At 61.5% G+C, this 17,022-nt stretch carries 16 protein-coding genes; 10 read left to right on the forward strand and 6 right to left on the reverse strand.

The annotated features are described in order from the left end of the window. Positions 1–15 precede the first annotated feature (15 nt). Genes tssC through tssA form a run of 3 tightly spaced genes read right to left on the reverse strand, consistent with a single transcriptional unit; the run spans position 16 to position 3,242 of the window. Positions 16–1,521, reverse strand: a complete 1,506-nt coding sequence (gene tssC, locus FJ934_RS07960; protein WP_140608479.1) for a type VI secretion system contractile sheath large subunit — start codon at positions 1,519–1,521, stop codon at positions 16–18. Positions 1,522–1,524: 3 nt separating this feature from the next. Continuing rightward, a complete protein-coding gene (gene tssB / locus FJ934_RS07965) occupies positions 1,525–2,061 on the reverse strand; it encodes a type VI secretion system contractile sheath small subunit (protein ID WP_140608481.1) in 537 nt (178 codons plus the stop codon). 5 nt (positions 2,062–2,066) lie between these two features. Continuing rightward, positions 2,067–3,242 carry a type VI secretion system protein TssA gene (gene tssA / locus FJ934_RS07970; protein WP_140608483.1) on the reverse strand — a complete coding sequence of 392 codons (1,176 nt, stop codon included), beginning with the start codon at positions 3,240–3,242 and terminating at the stop codon, positions 2,067–2,069. A gap of 325 nt (positions 3,243–3,567) precedes the next feature. Between tssA and tssH the strand changes: the two genes are divergently transcribed. The 4 genes from tssH to FJ934_RS07990 all read left to right on the forward strand — a co-directional run bounded on the left by tssH (position 3,568) and on the right by FJ934_RS07990 (position 9,376). Further along, a complete protein-coding gene (gene tssH / locus FJ934_RS07975; protein WP_140608485.1) occupies positions 3,568–6,402 on the forward strand; it encodes a type VI secretion system ATPase TssH in 2,835 nt (944 codons plus the stop codon). A gap of 514 nt (positions 6,403–6,916) precedes the next feature. Beyond that, entirely contained in the window at positions 6,917–7,798 is an 882-nt protein-coding gene (locus FJ934_RS07980) for a zinc ABC transporter substrate-binding protein (RefSeq protein ID WP_210241950.1), read from the forward strand. Then, positions 7,795–8,589 carry an ABC transporter ATP-binding protein gene (locus FJ934_RS07985; RefSeq protein WP_140608489.1) on the forward strand — a complete coding sequence of 265 codons (795 nt, stop codon included), beginning with the start codon at positions 7,795–7,797 and terminating at the stop codon, positions 8,587–8,589. Before FJ934_RS07980 ends, FJ934_RS07985 begins: the two co-directional genes overlap by 4 nt. Continuing rightward, positions 8,573–9,376 (forward strand): metal ABC transporter permease, encoded by an 804-nt coding sequence (locus FJ934_RS07990; RefSeq protein WP_210241951.1) that lies wholly within the window; start codon positions 8,573–8,575, stop codon positions 9,374–9,376. Before FJ934_RS07985 ends, FJ934_RS07990 begins: the two co-directional genes overlap by 17 nt. Before the next feature lie 42 nt (positions 9,377–9,418). Here FJ934_RS07990 and FJ934_RS07995 read toward each other — a convergent pair whose 3' ends face one another. Then, positions 9,419–10,120, reverse strand: a complete 702-nt coding sequence (locus tag FJ934_RS07995) for a hypothetical protein (RefSeq protein ID WP_140608491.1) — start codon at positions 10,118–10,120, stop codon at positions 9,419–9,421. 76 nt (positions 10,121–10,196) lie between these two features. After that, positions 10,197–10,841, reverse strand: a complete 645-nt coding sequence (locus tag FJ934_RS08000; protein WP_348642481.1) for a HupE/UreJ family protein — start codon at positions 10,839–10,841, stop codon at positions 10,197–10,199. Positions 10,842–11,167: 326 nt separating this feature from the next. On the opposite strand from FJ934_RS08000, the gene FJ934_RS08005 reads away from it, so the two are divergent. Genes FJ934_RS08005 through FJ934_RS08015 form a run of 3 tightly spaced genes read left to right on the forward strand, consistent with a single transcriptional unit; the run spans position 11,168 to position 12,855 of the window. Next, positions 11,168–12,130 carry a GTP-binding protein gene (locus FJ934_RS08005; protein ID WP_140608493.1) on the forward strand — a complete coding sequence of 321 codons (963 nt, stop codon included), beginning with the start codon at positions 11,168–11,170 and terminating at the stop codon, positions 12,128–12,130. 31 nt (positions 12,131–12,161) lie between these two features. Then, positions 12,162–12,491, forward strand: a complete 330-nt coding sequence (locus FJ934_RS08010) for a nitrate reductase (protein WP_140608494.1) — start codon at positions 12,162–12,164, stop codon at positions 12,489–12,491. Between the two features lie 4 nt (positions 12,492–12,495). Further along, entirely contained in the window at positions 12,496–12,855 is a 360-nt protein-coding gene (locus tag FJ934_RS08015; protein ID WP_140608496.1) for a hypothetical protein, read from the forward strand. Here the strand turns inward: FJ934_RS08015 and FJ934_RS08020 are convergent. Further along, positions 12,813–13,727 carry a LysR family transcriptional regulator gene (locus FJ934_RS08020; protein ID WP_140608498.1) on the reverse strand — a complete coding sequence of 305 codons (915 nt, stop codon included), beginning with the start codon at positions 13,725–13,727 and terminating at the stop codon, positions 12,813–12,815. The two genes, FJ934_RS08015 and FJ934_RS08020, sit on opposite strands and share 43 nt — an antisense overlap. Positions 13,728–13,867: 140 nt before the next feature. Here FJ934_RS08020 and FJ934_RS08025 point away from each other — a divergent pair, with 140 nt between their 5' ends. From FJ934_RS08025 to FJ934_RS08035, 3 genes are all read left to right on the forward strand, one after another. Then, positions 13,868–14,074 (forward strand): DUF680 domain-containing protein, encoded by a 207-nt coding sequence (locus FJ934_RS08025; protein WP_140608500.1) that lies wholly within the window; start codon positions 13,868–13,870, stop codon positions 14,072–14,074. A gap of 161 nt (positions 14,075–14,235) precedes the next feature. After that, positions 14,236–14,688 (forward strand): nuclear transport factor 2 family protein, encoded by a 453-nt coding sequence (locus tag FJ934_RS08030; protein ID WP_140608502.1) that lies wholly within the window; start codon positions 14,236–14,238, stop codon positions 14,686–14,688. Positions 14,689–15,300: 612 nt separating this feature from the next. Next, positions 15,301–17,019: a GMC family oxidoreductase N-terminal domain-containing protein gene (locus FJ934_RS08035; protein ID WP_226890555.1), complete on the forward strand. Its 1,719-nt coding sequence runs from the start codon at positions 15,301–15,303 to the stop codon at positions 17,017–17,019. Positions 17,020–17,022 lie beyond the last annotated feature (3 nt).

Here is a 17,022-nt window from a genome sequence, read left to right on the forward strand (position 1 = left end):
GACTTCACTGCGATTTCAGCCCTTCACCGACGGCAGTTCCGACACCAGCCGGAGGGATGCGTTGATGCCTTCCAGCTGGTAGTGCGGGCGCAGATAGAAACGGGCATTGTAGTAACCGGGCCGGCCTTCGACGCTGTCGACCTGAACCTCGGCCGCAGCAAGCGGGCGCTTGGCCCGCGCCTTGTCGTCGGCAAAGGCCGGATTGGCCAGCACGTACCGGTTGATCCATTCGGTCAGCCAGATCTCCATATCGGTGCGTTCCTTGAACGAGCCGATCTTGTCGCGCGCGATCGCCTTGAGGTAATGCGCGAAGCGCGACACCGGGAAGAGGTAGGGCAGGTTGGCGCTCAGCCGTTCGTTCGACTGGGCGTCGGGGTCGACCAGACGCCCGGCCCGCGTCTCGTCATCCTGAAGCGAGTGCGCGCCGATGAAGGCTGCGAGATCGGTGTTCTTGCGGTGTAAGATCGGCATCAGACCGAGCTTCGCCAGTTCCGCCTCGCGCCGGTCGTCGATGGCGACCTCGGTCGGGCATTTCATTGCGATCGAACCGTCGTCCGTCGGGAAAGAGTGAACCGGCAGGTTGAGTACCGTGCCGCCATTCTCGACGCCGCGGATCTGTGTTCCCCAGCCATAGAGCTTGTGGCTGCGGTTGATGTTCACGCCCATCGGGAAAGCGGCGTTCATCCAGACATATTTGTTGTGGTCGCCACCCACCTCTTCCTCGAAGGTGAAGCCCTTCACCGGAACGGTTTCCGAGCCGTAGGGCAGGCGTGCCAGAACGCGCGGCATGGTGAGCCCGATATAGCGTGCGTCCTCGCTCTCGCGCAGCGACTGCCATGAGGCATAGGCCGGATTGTTCACGATCATCTGCAGGTCTTGCGGGTTCGGCAGTTCCTGCCAGCTGTCCATGCGGAACAGCCGCGGCGAGGCTGCCGCGATGAACGGCGTATGCGCCGAGGCACAGACGCCCGAGATGTTGCGCAGCAGGCCGACGTCACGTGGATGGTTGGAAAACTCGTAGGCGCCGAGGATGCAGCCGATCGGCTCGCCGCCCAGCATCGAATACTCGTCCGTGTAGACTTTCTTGAAAATCGGGCTCTGGTCCCACATCTGGCCTTCATAGTCTTCCAGCGTGTCGGCCAACTGCTCCTTGGAGATGTTCATCACCCGGATCTTCAGCTTGGTATCCGTCTCGGTATTGTTGATGAGATACCAAAGGCCTCGCCAGGTGCCTTCCATCTCCCGCACTTCCGGGGCATGCAGGATCTCGTTGACTTGCGTCGTCAGCATCTTGTCTATGCCCGCGATCAGCGATTTGATCGACTTGATCGCATTGGACGAGATGCTCGTCGTCTCGGAACGGGACTGAGCGGCCAGCGCCAGGTTGCGCACCAACTGCTGCAGCTTCTCACTGTCGTCCTTCTTGACCTTGAAATCCTTTTCAAGGAGGCCGCTAAACTCGCCAAGATCGATGGCTTCCGCCTCGGCGGTAGCGGCTGCGGTCTTTTGCTGTTCGGCCATGACTTACTCCTCGCCCTTGCCGTCAGATATCGCCTGGCCGGCGATCTTGCTCAGCAGCGGCTCGTTGTTCAGAAGCTGCGCAATACGCTTTTCGGCGTCGACGCGGCCATCCATGAAGCCCAGCAGTTCCTCGAGTTGACGCCGCATCTTGAGGATCTCGGCCAGTTGCGGCACCTGCTCGGCGATTTTGTCCGGCGCGAAATCACCCATTTTGGAGAAGGTGAGATCGAGCGCCAATTCCTCGTCCCGCTCGGCGCCTTCCGCTTGCGGCAACGTGTTCTTCACGCGCGCCTTCACGCGCGGTCCCATCGCTTCCATGAATTTGGGGAAGCGATTGGCGTCGGTTTCGACGAAATTGCGATCCAGAACCGACTTTGACGCTTCCTTGGTCTGCGAGGCGCCGGAAAGGTCGGCCATGACAGCCATGACGAACGGCAACTCGATCGTCGTCGGGCTGCCATAGGTTTCGACGTCGTAGGCGATCTGCACGCGCGGGGCGCGGTTTCTTTCGATGACCTTCGCTTTGCTCTCTGCTGGCATGCCTGTTACCTTTCATCCTTCTGGGTCGGCTTCTTGGGATCGGGGACACCGGCAAGCAGCCGGAATTCCTTCAGCCCCGACGGGGCGAGATCTTCCATCAGTTCCACGAAATCCATGTGCACCATCCGACGCACGCGCCGGGCGAGATGCGGGATAGGACTCGACGGTTCGGTGCGGTCGTAGAATGCGACCACCAGATCGAGGCATTTGACGACCTCGTCGCGCGAGTTGATCCGGTCAGGCAGGCCGGTGCTGGCTTCCACGGATCTTGCCGCACTTGCCATCGTCTCGGCTCCATGACCGTTTCGGGGTGGCGTCGATGCCGGTGGAGACGCCTGGGGGGCAGGCTTTGCCTCACCGTTGGCCACGGCGCCGGCGCTGGAATTCCGCTCCAACGTCGTCAGCATGCGCTGGAGGAACTTCTTCAAATCCGGAATGGCCGCGCCATTGCCGTCGATGCGGGCATTGAGCGAGGTATCCACCGCCTCCAGCGCCGAAATCGCGGCGCGCGCATCGGCCAAGAGTGTCATGATGGTGTCCGTGGCCTGATCGATTTGCGCCGCGCATCCTGTGCGAACCCGGTTCAGCATCTGGTTGTGGGCGGCCGTCAGTGCCGCTTTTTCGGCGGTCCCAAGGCCGGAGGCAGCTTCCTGGAGCATGACGCGCTCGTCGAGCGCTGCCTGTTCCAGATCTCGCCCGCTGATCGGCCCGATCGCGCGCGGTGAGAAGAAGACAGTCTGCCTAAGGTTCGCCAGCAGGCCCTCCTGGCCGTTCTGGAGGTCAAGCAACGCGTTGATGCGTCGCAGCGCCGCCTCGCGCGGCGTGGCGCCTGTCCGCAAAGCCGGATGCATCGTATCCCAATACTGGTCGAAAGTCCTTGCGATCAGGGTCAGCCCCAGGGCGAGGCCGGCGAGCCTCTCTTCATTGGCCAGAGCGCGCGTGACGATGACCAGAAGGCGCAGATCCCGGCCGCGCGACTGCAATTCTTCCGCTTTTTCGAGGACGGCCGCCCAGTCCACCGAGATGGTCGACTGCGAAGCCTTGTTGCCGCCGTCGTGGATGACCTTGAGCTGGGCTTCCGTGAGCCGCTCCAGCTCGTGGAAAGCCGGGTCGTTGCGTAAATCCTCTCCCGACGGATTCGCACCGTCCAGAGGATTCAGCCAGAGTGCTAGATCAATCACACGTACCCCCAGCAGGCGGCCCCGTGACTCCGATGTGACGCAACGTTATCATCGGTCCCACGCCACGACAATTGAACACATGCTCGAAAACTAACAGAAGCTGAATGCCTCACTTATCTTTCGGCGAACCCCTTGGGCGACTGGCGGACCAGGCATGTAAATGGCTCGCATGGTTCGCACCGCAATCGTTGCAGAAGTGTGCAAGGTTTGTGTAACCGCGCGGTGCCGCCCGGATAAGCTTCGAAGAACTCGCTCGTCATACGGCTTTGTCAAGCAGCCGCTTCTATGGCAGGGTATGGCCAGCAGATTTCGGGGGCAGGTCCAGATGGAACAGCGCCGGTCGTCGCAAAGTTTCAAGCGCAAGGAACTCGTTGCGAAGCTCAATCCCACGGGGGTGCGCGCGTTCAAGGCCGCGGCGGACACGGCCAAGCTGCGCGGCAATCCTTATGTCGAGCTCGCCCATTTCGTCCAGCAATTGGTGTTGTCCGAGCGCTCGGATGTGCAGATGATCGTCGCCGATGCCGGGCTGGATGTCAGCCGGCTGACGGCGGACATGACCCGCGCCATCGACAAGCTGCCCTACGGCGCGACCTCGGTGGAGGAATTCTCCGACCATATTTTTCACGCGATACAGGAAGGCTGGAACCTAGCCACGCTGGAATTCGGTGTCGAGGAGGTACGCAGCGCGCATATTCTTCTCGCCTGCCTGAAGACACCGGTGTTGGAAGGGCTGGTTTCGAAGATCAGCGCTGAATTCGACAAGATCGACGCCGACGGAGTCATTGCCCGCTTAGCCGATGTCACTGAAGGCTCGCTCGAAGCTGGCTCACCTCCCGCCGCCGCTGCCGAAACACCATTGAAACGCGGCCCGGGCGGGGATTCGGCGCTCGCCAAATACGCGACCGACCTCACTCAGCGCGCCCGTGACGGCAAGATCGATCCGGTCGTCGGTCGCGATCCTGAAATCCGTCAGATCGTCGATACCCTGATGCGGCGCCGGCAAAACAATCCGATCCTGACCGGAGAGGCGGGTGTCGGCAAAACGGCGATCGTCGAGGGCTTCGCCTTGCGCATCGCCGAGGGCGACGTGCCGCCGCCGCTTCAGAATGTCAGCGTGCGCATGCTCGATGTCGGGCTGATGCAGGCGGGTGCCAGCGTCAAGGGCGAGTTCGAAAAGCGGCTGAAGGCCGTCATTGACGAGGTGCAGGCCTCAGAGACGCCGATCATCCTTTTCATCGACGAGGCCCACACACTGATCGGCGCGGGCGGCGCGGCGGGAACCGGCGACGCGGCCAATCTCCTGAAGCCCGCGCTGGCGCGCGGCGAGCTGCGCACGATCGCCGCCACGACGTGGGCCGAATACAAGCAGCATATCGAGAAGGATCCGGCGCTGACCCGTCGGTTCCAGACGGTCAAGGTCGACGAGCCTTCCGAAGCGGTGGCCGTGCTGATGTTGCGCGGTGTCGCCGGCGTGCTTGAGCAGCACCACCAGGTGCAGATCCTTGACGAGGCGATCGAGGCTTCGGTTTCCCTTTCACACCGCTACATCCCGGCCAGGCAGCTGCCGGACAAGGCGGTCAGCCTCCTCGACACCGCCTGCGCCCGCGTTGCCGTCTCGCAGCATGCGACGCCGGCCGAGGTCGAGGACATCCTGCGCCGCCGCCAGGCGCTCGAGGTGGAGAAGGGCATCATTGGCCGCGAGGCAGCGATCGGCATCGAAGTGGCCGACAGACAGGCCCGCGTGGAAGCCGGGCTGGCGGAAACCGAGACCACCCTTGCGGCAGCGCAAGCACGCTGGGATCGGGAAAAGGCACTTGTGACCGAGATTCTCGACCTTCGCGCCAAACTCCGTGGCGAGGGCATGCCGCTTGACGTGGTGGAGGACGGCGAAGCTGTTCCGGGCCAAGCTGTCGAAGCGCCAGCGGCCGAAGCGCATGAAAAGAAGGCACCTGGGGCCAAAACGCCGGAGTCCGAGGCGGCGGAGCCCAGCAGCTCGAAGACCGGATTCACGAAAACAAAGGCGGCAAAGACGGAGGCCGTTGTGGCCCACGAGCCTGCTCCTGTTTCGGATACCGCTACTGATCTGGCACGACTGCGCGAACTGATGGCGGAAATTGCCGAGGCGCAGGGCGAGACCCCGTTGATCCTGCCGTCGGTCGACCGCAATGCCGTGGCGGCCGTTGTCCAGGACTGGACCGGCATCCCGACGGGACGGATGCTGTCCAGCCAGACCGAGAAGGCACTCAATCTCGCCGCCACCTTGTCCGAGCGCGTGGTCGGTCAGGACCATGCTATGGAGATGATCGCGAGACGCGTCCAGACCAGCCGCGCCGGCCTCGGCGCGCCGGAAAAGCCGGTCGGCGTGTTCCTGCTTTGCGGCCCGTCCGGCGTCGGCAAGACCGAGACAGCCCTGGCGCTGGCCGAAACGCTTTATGGCGGCGAGCAGAACCTTATTTCGATCAACATGTCCGAATTCCAGGAGGCGCACACTGTCTCGACGCTGAAGGGCGCGCCACCCGGTTATGTCGGCTATGGCAAGGGCGGCATCCTGACCGAGGCCGTGCGGCGCAAGCCCTATTCGGTGATCCTGCTCGATGAGGTCGAGAAGGCGCATCCGGACGTGCACGAGATCTTCTTTCAGGTCTTCGACAAGGGTATGATGGACGACAGCGAGGGTCGTCGGATCGACTTCAAGAACACGCTGATCCTGCTCACCTCGAATGTGGGCTCCGAGGTCATCATGGACCGCACGAAGAATGGCACCTTGCGCGCCGGCATCGACGATCTGGACAGCGCCTTGCGCGGCCCGCTGCTGAAAGTGTTTCCTGCCGCTTTCCTTGGCCGGGTCGTGACAATCCCTTATTATCCGCTTTCCGATGCGATGATCGAGGCGATCACCAGACACCAGTTCAGCAAGATCGCGCGGCGGCTCAAGGCAAGCAACGATGCCGAGCTGGTGATCGGCGACGGCGTCATGGATCTGGTCAAGGCACGCTGCACCGAGATAGAGTCTGGCGGACGCATGATCGACGCCATCCTGACCAACACGCTGCTGCCGGAGTTGAGCCGCGGCGTGCTCAACCGTTCACTCGAAGGGGCGAAGATGACAAAGGTCACCGTGGGCGCCTCGGCGGAAGGATTCATCTACTCTTTCGAATAGACTTCGATTGGAACCGGCCATTCGAGCATTCGCACGCCGACAAAAGCGCATTACCCGACGTCGTTGCCAAATTTCCGTGTCAGGCTATATCTCACCAGTTGGTGGAGACCGCCTCCAGCGACGTTTGTCATCGGCAGAGAGGGACCCCTCCGCACGCTACGCCAGTAGCCAAAACGCTGCATTTCGCGGCTGTCATGAAACAGAAGAATATTCGTCGACCAGGCGAATCGTGACCGGGTAGACCGTCATGATAGATGCGCAGTTCGGCCGGCGATCAGCTTCCGGCAGTCAGCGATTCGAGGACGCAAGGGTTCTATGGCGAGCACCGATGAGTGAGGCGGATGTGCCCCGACCAGGAGACGGCCTATCGAACCGGATGGTTTTCGGATGACATCTGTGCGGCATGGTCGCAGTCAGGCAGATCGGCCATAATGTTAACACAATGTTATACCGTTACCTACGGGTGAAGCGGGGCAGGCCGGTCCGGCCTCTCGAACTGCAAGAGGAGAAAGACATGCGTTCCTTTCCATTCGCGGCGGCGCTGCTGTTCGCGGCGACGCTGCTGGCAGGCGCTGGCGCTCGCGCCGAAGACAAGGTGAACATCGTCGCGGCCGAGAATTTCTTTGGCGATCTCGCCCGCCAGATCGGTGGCAGCCACGTTTCCGTGACCAGCATCCTTGCCAACCCCAACGACGACCCGCATCTGTTCGAGACCAGCCCCTCGACGGCGCGTACTGTCGCCGACGCCAAGATCATCATCTACAACGGTGCGGACTATGACCCTTGGATGGACAAGCTTCTTTCGGCCTCGACCAGCACGCAGCGCACGACAATCGTGGCCGCGGATCTGATCGGCAAGAAGTCGGGCGACAACCCGCATCTGTGGTACAATCCGGTGACGCTGCCGGCGATCGCCAAGGAACTCGCCGCCGATCTTTCGAAACTCGATCCTGCCAACGCGGCGGATTATCAGGCCAACCTGGCGAAGTTTCAGTCGTCGCTGGATGCAATCAACAAGCAGATAAATGACGTCAAGGCGGCCTATGGCGGGACCGCGGTAACCGCTACGGAGCCGGTATTCGGCTACATGGCTGAAGCCCTCGGCCTCAAGATGTTGAATTACGACTTCCAGGTGGCGGTCATGAACGACACGGAGCCGAGCGCGACACAGGTGGCTGCGTTCGAGAACAGCCTGAAGGACGGATCGGCCAAGATCCTGTTCTACAATTCGCAGGTGACGGACGAGGCGACGACGCGCCTTCTCGACATTGCCAAGCAGAACAAGGTCACCGTCATAGGCGTCACCGAAACGGAGCCCGCCGGCCAGACGATCCAGTCGTGGTTCGGTGGCCAGATCGGCGACGTGCAGAAAGCCCTTGCCGCGCGCACGCAATGAACGTCATCGCCTTCGACAGGGTTACATTGACCTATGGGGGACGTCGGGTGCTTTCCGACGTCTCCTTTTCCATTCCGCAAGGCGCGTTCGTAGGGCTGCTCGGTGCCAACGGCGCCGGCAAGACGACCATGCTGCGCGCCATCCTCGGACTTATCCGCCCGGCCAGTGGAGCGATTTCCGTTCTTGGCCGGCCACCGACACGCGGCAATCCCGTTATAGGCTACATGCCGCAGGCGCGCCGCATCGTGACCCATGCCGGCATCAGCGGCTTCGATCTCGTCGTCACCGCGGCGGGCGGCCATCGCTGGCGCTGGCCCGCGGCGTCGGCGCTCGAGAAGGACATGGCATGGAAGGCGCTGGAAGAGGTTGGCGCGGCCGATATCGCCAGGAGGCCATTCGCGGAGCTGTCGGGGGGCGAGCGGCAACGTATCCTCATCGCCCAGTCCTTGATCGGCGACCCCAAGCTTCTCCTGCTCGACGAGCCGCTGATCAGCCTCGATGCCGCGCATCAGCGCACCATCATCGAACTCGTCCATGAAGTCGGCGAACGGCTGGGCATCGCCGTGATTTTCTGCTCGCACGAGATCAATCCCTTGCTGCGCGTCGTCGATGCCGTGCTCTATCTCGGCAACGCCAGTGCCGCGATCGGCAGCGTCGATGAGGTCATCAACGGTCCGGTCCTGTCGAAGCTTTATGGCACGCACATCAACGTGGTGCGGGTAGCCGGACGCATCTTCGTCATGGCGGACGGCATCGAGTTGGAAGGGGCTGCGCATGTTCACGATGTTTGACTACGAATTCATGCGCAACGCCTTCGCGGCTTGCACGGTCGTCGCCATCGTGACCGGGGCGGTCGGATATTTCCTCGTGCTGCGCGGCCAGACTTTCGCCGGACATGCGTTGGCCCATGTCGGATTTCCCGGCGCGACAGGCGCCGGCTTGCTCGGCCTGTCGCCATTCTTCGGGCTGACCGTCTTCACCGTTCTGGCTGGTATCGGCATCGGACTTCTGGGGGAAAGAGCGCATCGTGACGTCGCGATCGGCATCGTGCTGACGCTTTCGCTCGGTCTCGGTTTGCTGTTCCTGCATTTCTACACCGCCTTCGCGTCACAGGCGACGAATGTGCTGTTTGGAAACGTGCTCGGCATAAGTTACCGGACAGTCATCATCCTTGCTGTCCTGTCCGTGGTGATCTTGGCGGCGTTGATCTTCATTTCCCGGCCCCTGCTCTTCGCCAGCCTGCAGCCCGAACTGGCGGAGGCGAAGGGCGTGAACCTCGATTTCGTCTCGACCATGTTCATGATCATTGTCGCGGTGACGACTGCCGAGGCGACCCAGATAGTCGGCGTGCTGCTCGTCTTCGCGCTGATGGTCGCCCCGGCGGCAACAACGCTGCGCCTGGCGCGCGGCGTGCTGCGAGGCATTCTTATTTCGATCGCGCTAGCGGTCATCATCGCCTGGACCAGCCTGTGGCTTGCTTTCCTGACCGATTGGCCGACGAGCTTCTGGATCACGTCGCTCGGAGCAGCCGCCTATCTGGCTGCCGGCCTCATCCAGCGTTGGAGGGCGGCGCATTGACGGGCAGAAGGACCACGCGTTTCTTCAGGCCTGCCGTGCCGTTCACGGTATCGACCTATGCGTGTCTTGCTTCAAGGGATCGCGCGGCCGGGTGAATTGCGGAGCAGGCGGCTCGTAGCGGTATTTGCCAGGGCTCGACCCGTTGGATGGAGCCTCCGATGGTTGGGACATGGCTGCTGGAGGCTTGGTGGCGATGGCCGCGCCTCCGAGCAGAAGTCCGATCGCGACCAGCCAACTGCCCAGGATGCGTGCGCCGATCGTGTACCATGCAGGTCGGAAAATCCGCCCGGTCAGGCCGATTGCGACGATGACCCAGAGGGCAATGATCGTCCCAAACAGCGGGATTCGAGGGTCGTTCACGGTAGGGTCGGTGAGCTTTATGACGACGGCAAAAAAAGCGCCGATCGGCGCCGCCGCCACAGCGATTGTCCAGCCTCTGAAGCGACCGGAAACGATAAGGACGATGCCAACTATCAGCATCGAAAACGGCGCAGTGAGGAAAGCGTGAGTCGTCGCGCCCGGCACGTCGGCCATAAGGGCAAGATATCGATCATAAACCAACGCCCCGACCAGTTCGCCCAGCAGGAAGGTCGCGAGTGTGAAAACTCGAAGCCTCACGCCTACCAAAGCGGTTCCAACGCCCAGTCCGACCAAGGGCAGGATACGTTCGGGCGAAAGGGCGCTGTTGAGGATCCACCATGATGTCTGTGTCCTTTCGGAGGACGCTGCGAGCGCGGCGATCATGGCGATCCCGGCGACAGCCAGAACCGGGCCCGACCATCGATACAGGAATCGCCCGGCCGAGCGCCCGGGAGTTGCTTCAGACGGCAAGGAAATAGAGGCCTCCCGCCGCGATCAATCCGCCCAAGGCCTGGGACAACCGCCCGCCGAATGCCTTGCCCAGCAGAAGTCCGACACCGATGCCCAGCAGGTGGATGAAGCCGGTGGCGATGACAAACCCAATGGCATAATCGGCAGGGTCGGCTGCATTGGGCAGTTCCGCCCCATGGGCGTATCCATGGCAGATTGCAAACACGGCAATCATAAGCAACGCGACCCATTCCGCCGGCCGCCAAGCGCATGCAATGGCAAGCCCCAAGACCATGATCGAGAGGGCGATACCAGTCTCGACACCGGGTAGCGCGACCCCTGCAATCCCGGCGATCCCGCCCATGACCATGATCAGCGGGAACGCAACCGGCAGCGCCCAGATCGAACGTCCGCCGATCTGGGCGCCCCATAGTCCCACAGCAAACATCGCCAGGAAATGATCGGGCCCGGCCAGCGGATGTTCAAAGCCGCTGCCAAATCCACCTGTCCCTGGCTGAATGATATGCGCTTGCGCCATTGTCGACCCGGCCGTCAAAGCGGTCGCAGCCGCCACGAGACGGTAAGAATAGTAGCCAAGCCGGATTTCGTATCTGCCGGACGGCAGGCTCGCTTTTTCTTCAGGAAACTGCGCCACTCACGGACCTGCCACGATTGCCAAAACGCCAATTGCCGTTGATGGAGCCATCAAAATTGGACTTTTATGGGTAGTGGGTCGGTTTCTAAGCCATTCGATCGCTTTCTGTAAGGCTCTCGAATGATTAGTTTCTCGGCTTCCTTGGCCTCGATCGGCGCGACGGTATCATCGATCTCTCGAGGGCTTGCCAACGATACCGGCGGCCACCGCCGGGTGATGCGCGGTGAAGCATGGATGCATCCACCCAAGTCTCACATCTTTCTGCTTGATACGTTATACTATAACCGATAACAAGATGAAAACCGTCCCTCAACGGAGTTCCCTCCATGCAGACCCAGACTCCAGTGACCGTGCTGACCGGCTATCTCGGCGCGGGGAAAACCACGCTTCTGAACCGTATCCTGTCCGAAAATCACGGCAAGAAATATGCCGTCATCGTCAACGAGTTCGGCGAGGTTGGCATCGACAACGATCTTATCGTCGACGCCGACGAAGAAGTGTTCGAGATGAACAATGGCTGCATCTGCTGCACGGTACGCGGCGACCTGATCCGCATCATCGACAGCCTCATGCGCCGTCGCGACCGTTTCGACGCGATCCTGGTGGAAACGACCGGACTCGCCGACCCGGCGCCGGTCGCGCAGACTTTTTTCGTTGACGAGGACGTTCGCTCCAAGACCAGGCTCGATTCCATCGTGACCGTGGTCGACGCCAAGCATCTGCTCGGCGAGATCGATGAAGCGCACGAAGCCCAGGAGCAGTTGGCATTCGCCGACACGGTGCTGCTCAACAAGACCGACCTCGTCTCGGCCGAGGAACTGAAGGAGGTCGAAAGCCGCATCCGGCGCATCAATCCCACCGTTTCCATCCACCGCACGCAGCGTTGCGACGTCGATCTCGACAAGGTTCTCGGTCGCAATTCATTCGACCTCGACCGGATCCTTGACGTGGAGCCGGATTTCCTCGTCGAGTTCCACGAGCATGAGCACGATGACCATGTGACCAGCTTCGCTCTGGTCACCAGGGAAGCGCTCGACCCGAAAAAATTCCTGCCATGGCTGCAGACGATCACGCAGCGGTTCGGCATGGATATGTTGCGCATGAAGGGCATTCTCGCTTTCAAGCAAGACGACGACCGCTTCGTGGTGCAAGCCGTCCATATGCTGCTCGAGGGCGATCACCAGCGGCCATGGAAGGCCGATGAGGAACGGATCAGTCGCCTTGTCTTCATCGGTCGTAATCTGCCGAAGGACATCATCGAAAGCGGCTTCATGGAGTGCCGGGCGTAACCTTTGCCGATCAAGAGAGGCTGAGAAGCTGGTGAAATTCGTCAATCCCTTTGCTCCCAGACGGGGGCCGTCATCATCGAATGCCGACAGGATCAAACAATGGATGCGCAATGGGCTTGATCTGAAGGAAGATGTCGCAATCACCGTTACGGAGGTTCGCTGCCGCGAATCGGGCTGTCCTGATCTGGAAACCGTCATCAGCATATTCGAGGAGGGGCGTCCGATGCGCTGCTTGCGCGTCGGCAAGGCCGTGGCAATGATTGGAAAGCCTGACATTGCACTCGCGCTGCAAATCGAGCGGCGGCTTCCCTGCCAGGAGACGGATGGTTCACCCCGAAAGGTGAACGTCAAACAGCATTGAAGGCATGGACTGGATCGAGGATCAAATTGAATGGAGCGCCGATGGCAACAAGGTCGCCATCGGCCTGACCCGTTTTGGAGCGGGCAAGAGCCTGCTCCTGCTGCCGGCGCTCAGCTCAATCTCGACCCATACCGAGATGCGGTCGCTGCAGGAGCGGCTCGGTACATCCTTCGCGACGACCGCCATCGACTGGCCCGGCTTCGGCACCTTGCCTCGCCCTAAGGTCGAGTGGCGCCCGGAACTCTATCGTGCATTCCTGCGCTTTGTCATGAGTGTCGTTCAGCCGGCTGCCACCATCGCGGCCCGTCTGGCGGGGCTTGCTCACCGCGCCCAATTGGCTCCCGACCCGGCGTTGGCCGAATAAAGCTTCAATTCTTCATGCAGGAAATCCGCCACCCGGCGGATACGCATGCTGGTGCGCACGTCGCGATGCATCGCGAGCCAGACCGGCAATACCGGCAGCGGCAGGTCCGGCAGCACCACTTCCATCAACGGGTCGCGGCGGATCAGCGGCTCCTGACCGATGCCGATGCCATTTCCAGTCCGCAGCGCTTCCCACAGAACGATCTGGTTGTCGGCCCTGAAACGGAAAGCATTGCGGGTCAATGAGATGCCGAACTGGGCAAAAGCGCGGATCATGTCGTCGCTGCGGTCGAAGCCGACCAGATCGTGGGCGGCGAGATCGCCGAGCTCCCGCGGGCGGCCTCGCCGGTCGAGATAGGATATCGCTGCGCAAGTGCACAGCGGTATGTCCGCGACCTTGCGCGCCACCAACTCGTTCTGCGCCGGCTTGACCATGCGAATGGCGATGTCGGCATCCCGGCGCAGGAGATTTTCAACCTGGTTCGAAGCGACGATTTCGAGCTCGATGCCGGGCTCCTCGACGGCAAGCCTGGCGGTCATCTCCGGCAGGACATAGGCAGCCACCACCTCGCTGGCGGCGATGCGCACGCTGCCTTCGATGGCCTCGACGGATCCCAACGCCAGCCGTGAGAAGGCGCTGGCCTGCTCGCTCACCGCCCGGCCGCGTTCGAAAAGCGTGCTGCCGGCCTCCGTCAGCGCATAGCCGCTTCGGCCGCGCCGGAACAGCGTCACGCCCAGCGCTTGTTCCAACTCGGCGATGTGGCGGCCAAGCGTCGGCTGACTCGCGGCGAGCTTTCGCGCGGCGGCGGACAGGCTGCCGGTTTCCGCCACGGTGACAAAACTCTTGATCAGGTTCCAGTCGATCTCTGTCATTCATTTGTGAATATCAGATTGCCGTTTTCTGTCAATTTCTATTCGAAGTCAAAGGCTTCATACAGCAGGTGCAAGCAAACACGGAGACGGCCTGCAGCCCTCCCAGAAACCACCAACCTTGAAAACCAGGAGTATCCAACATGACCAAGATCGCAATTACCGCCGCCGCCATGCTCGTTGCCATGGGCGCCGCCTTCGCCGGCAGCGACAATTATGGCTCGGCTGATGCCAACCAGCCGGCCGCTACCGTCGACAACCCGTACACGGCTTCGATCAAGAAATCGGAGCCCGCGGCCAAGCAGCCCGTCGTTCAGGGCAGCGACCGTAATCTGTTTGGCAGCCATTGACAGCCGACACTTTGGCAGCAAGCGACGGGAATCCCGTCGCTCTGCTGTCGGTCGGTTGCCGGAATGCCGAGGATGCGTCTGTCGCCTCGCACGGTCCGCAAAACTCGTCGCGGACCGCCCTCATCATCACCAACGAAGCCGTTCGAACTCGAAAGAATCCCATGACCAACACATCATCCCATGCCGCTCTTGCCGAACCCTGGCGTCTGCTCTGGAACGGAGATCTATCTTACACCGACAAGATCATCGCTCCGGATTTCGTCGCCCACGCCGCGCCGCTGACCGGCTTCGGCGATGACACCATCAAGGGCCGCGCCGCCCTCAACGCCTGGGTCGGCGGCATCAATTCCGTCCTCACCGGCCTCGATTTCACGATCGAGCAGGGGCCGATCATCGATGGCGACTTCCTGGTTGTTCGCTGGCGGGCACGGGGCACCTACCATGGCGGTTTCCCCGGTGCATCGGCCAATGCGGTCGGCCGCACGATCACCTTCACCGGCACGGACACGTTGCGCATCGAGCATGGTCTTCTGGCTGAATATTGGGCCAATGCCGACAGCCTGCTTTTCATGCAGCAACTGGGGGTAGCCAAGGTTCCTGGCGCTCAACTGTAGGGCCGATACCTCAGAGCCGGCTTACGCATTCGTCCGTACCGGAGCCAGTGACATGAAATTCCTCTTTGAGAACGACGCCTTCTCGTTCGACCCCAATCCTGATCGCGGCGACGGCTGGCAACGTGCCTGAGGCCTATACGCTGAGTGGGCAAAACCAGGTTCCGCTCGGCGAACTGTTGAACCCACTGCGCCACGCCCACCGGTGCAAGCTGCCTTGCGCAAGTCCCCTTCCTGATCTATCGCGCCGACAAGCTGACCGCGTTGGAACTGGCCGACGCTGCCTCCAGCTATGCCACAAGGCTGAATGACTGGGCCGCGGAAGGCGCGCCAGCCCGCGCGGCCGCGTGAGCGGTCGCCCTGTCTTCCTGGAAATAGCTGTAATGACCCCGCAGACCAAACACTTGGTGCCATTCTGGCATCGAAAGGCCGCTCAGCGATCCCTGCGGTGATCGGCGGCTGCCTCGCGGGTGGCAGTTTTTGTGGGATAGTTGTCATTGCGGCGAACCTCCGTGAAGCCGGATATTCCCTCATGAGATGACAGAGCGGCGCTTTCGCACCCAATCCGATCGCTGGCTCCAGTTTTCCGCCTGCCATTCAATTGGGGAGGGAGCCATGAACGAAATTTCCAATGCGTCGAACGCTGTCCGGCTTGCTCTGCTGGAAGGCCAACTGGTCACGGGACAAATCGATCGTCGGGTTTTCCTGGACGGCGCGACGCAACTGGGCCTGCCGGGCCCGGACGCCGACCAGGCGGCACAGAAGTTTATGGCCATTGGAGCCAACCAGACCGCGCTCCGATCTCGACTGAGGAAGAGTTACGAGTACATCGTGGTGGGGGCCGGCGCCGCGGGCGCTGCGGTGGCTCGCCGCTTGGCCGAGAATAGTCTTAACAACGTGCTCCTGCTTGAGGCAGGCGGCGATGACCTCAGGCCAGGAATCCTCATGACCGAATCCTGGTACCTCAACCAGGGCACCGACGTTGATTGGGCGTACGAAGCCACGCCGAGCGCTGGCGTCAACCACCGCTCGATCAAGCACGCCTCCGGCAAGGCGCTCGGTGGCGGAACGAGCATCAATGGCATGGTGTGGGCACGCGGCCACAAACATGATTTCGACTCCTGGGCCAGTGCAGCGGGCGATGCGGACTGGGGCTATCGGCATGTGCTGGAAATCTACAAGCGCATCGAGGACTGGCATGGTGAACCCGACCCGGAACGCCGTGGCCAGGGCGGAGAAGTCTTCGTCCAACCGGCACCGGACCCCAACCCCCTCGCGCCGGCCTTCCTGAAGGCGGCTGAATCCTTGGGGATACCTGTCTTTGAAGATCAGAACGGCGTCATGCAGGAAGGTTCCGGAGGCGCTGCCATCTCGAACGTCCGCATCCGTGACGGCCGCCGCCTGAATACTGCTGCTTCCTATCTTTACCCGGTGATGGACCGACAGAACCTTACGGTTTTGACGAACGCGTTCGTCTACCGCCTGCTGGCCGATGGCAACGCGGTCACCGGGATCGAATTCGAATGGCAGGGTGAAATTCACCGGGTAGCGACTTCACGGGAAGTGGTTCTTTCGGCGGGCGCCATTCAAACACCGAAGATCTTGTTGCTCTCCGGTATCGGCGATCGTGCCGAACTGGACCGGTTCGGGATTCCACTGGTTTCGCATTTGCCCGGCGTTGGACGGAACCTTCAAGACCATCCCATTATCGGCTCCGCGCTATGGGAACCACACGAGCCTATGGTGGTCCGTAACAATGCCGCCGAAGCCAATCTGTTCGTCAAAAGCAGCGCCGATTTGGCCACTCCCGATCTTCATATATTCCAGATCGAAGTTCCCTATGTCTCCGAAGTCACCGCACAATATGCCGTAAACGGCGCCTGGACGATTGCACCTGGCCTGGTTCGCCCGGCGAGCCGTGGCTTTCTCAAACTTAAATCGATCGATCCTCGCGCTGCGCCGGAAATAAACTCGAACTTCCTGTCGGACCCGCGCGATCTTGCGGCCTTGCGACGGGGCATGCAACTGGCCCGCGATCTCGGCAATTCCGAAGCGATGAAGCCATTTGTGAAGCGGGAGCTTCTGCCCGGTGATCGTGCTGGGGAGGAATTGGACAATCTCATTCGCGACGGCGCGACCTCCATGCATCACCCCACGAGCACCGCCAAGATGGGGCAAGACGATGCTTCTGTCGTGGATTCAAAGCTGAAGGTCTATGGCGTCGACAATCTTCGCATCGCCGACGCGTCGATCATGCCCGACATCATCACCGGCAATACCCAGGCGCCCAGCATAATGATTGGTGAGCGCCTGGCCGAGATCCTTACCAAGTGACGC

Source organism: Mesorhizobium sp. B2-4-12 (assembly GCF_006441575.1).
Classification (GTDB): domain Bacteria; phylum Pseudomonadota; class Alphaproteobacteria; order Rhizobiales; family Rhizobiaceae; genus Mesorhizobium.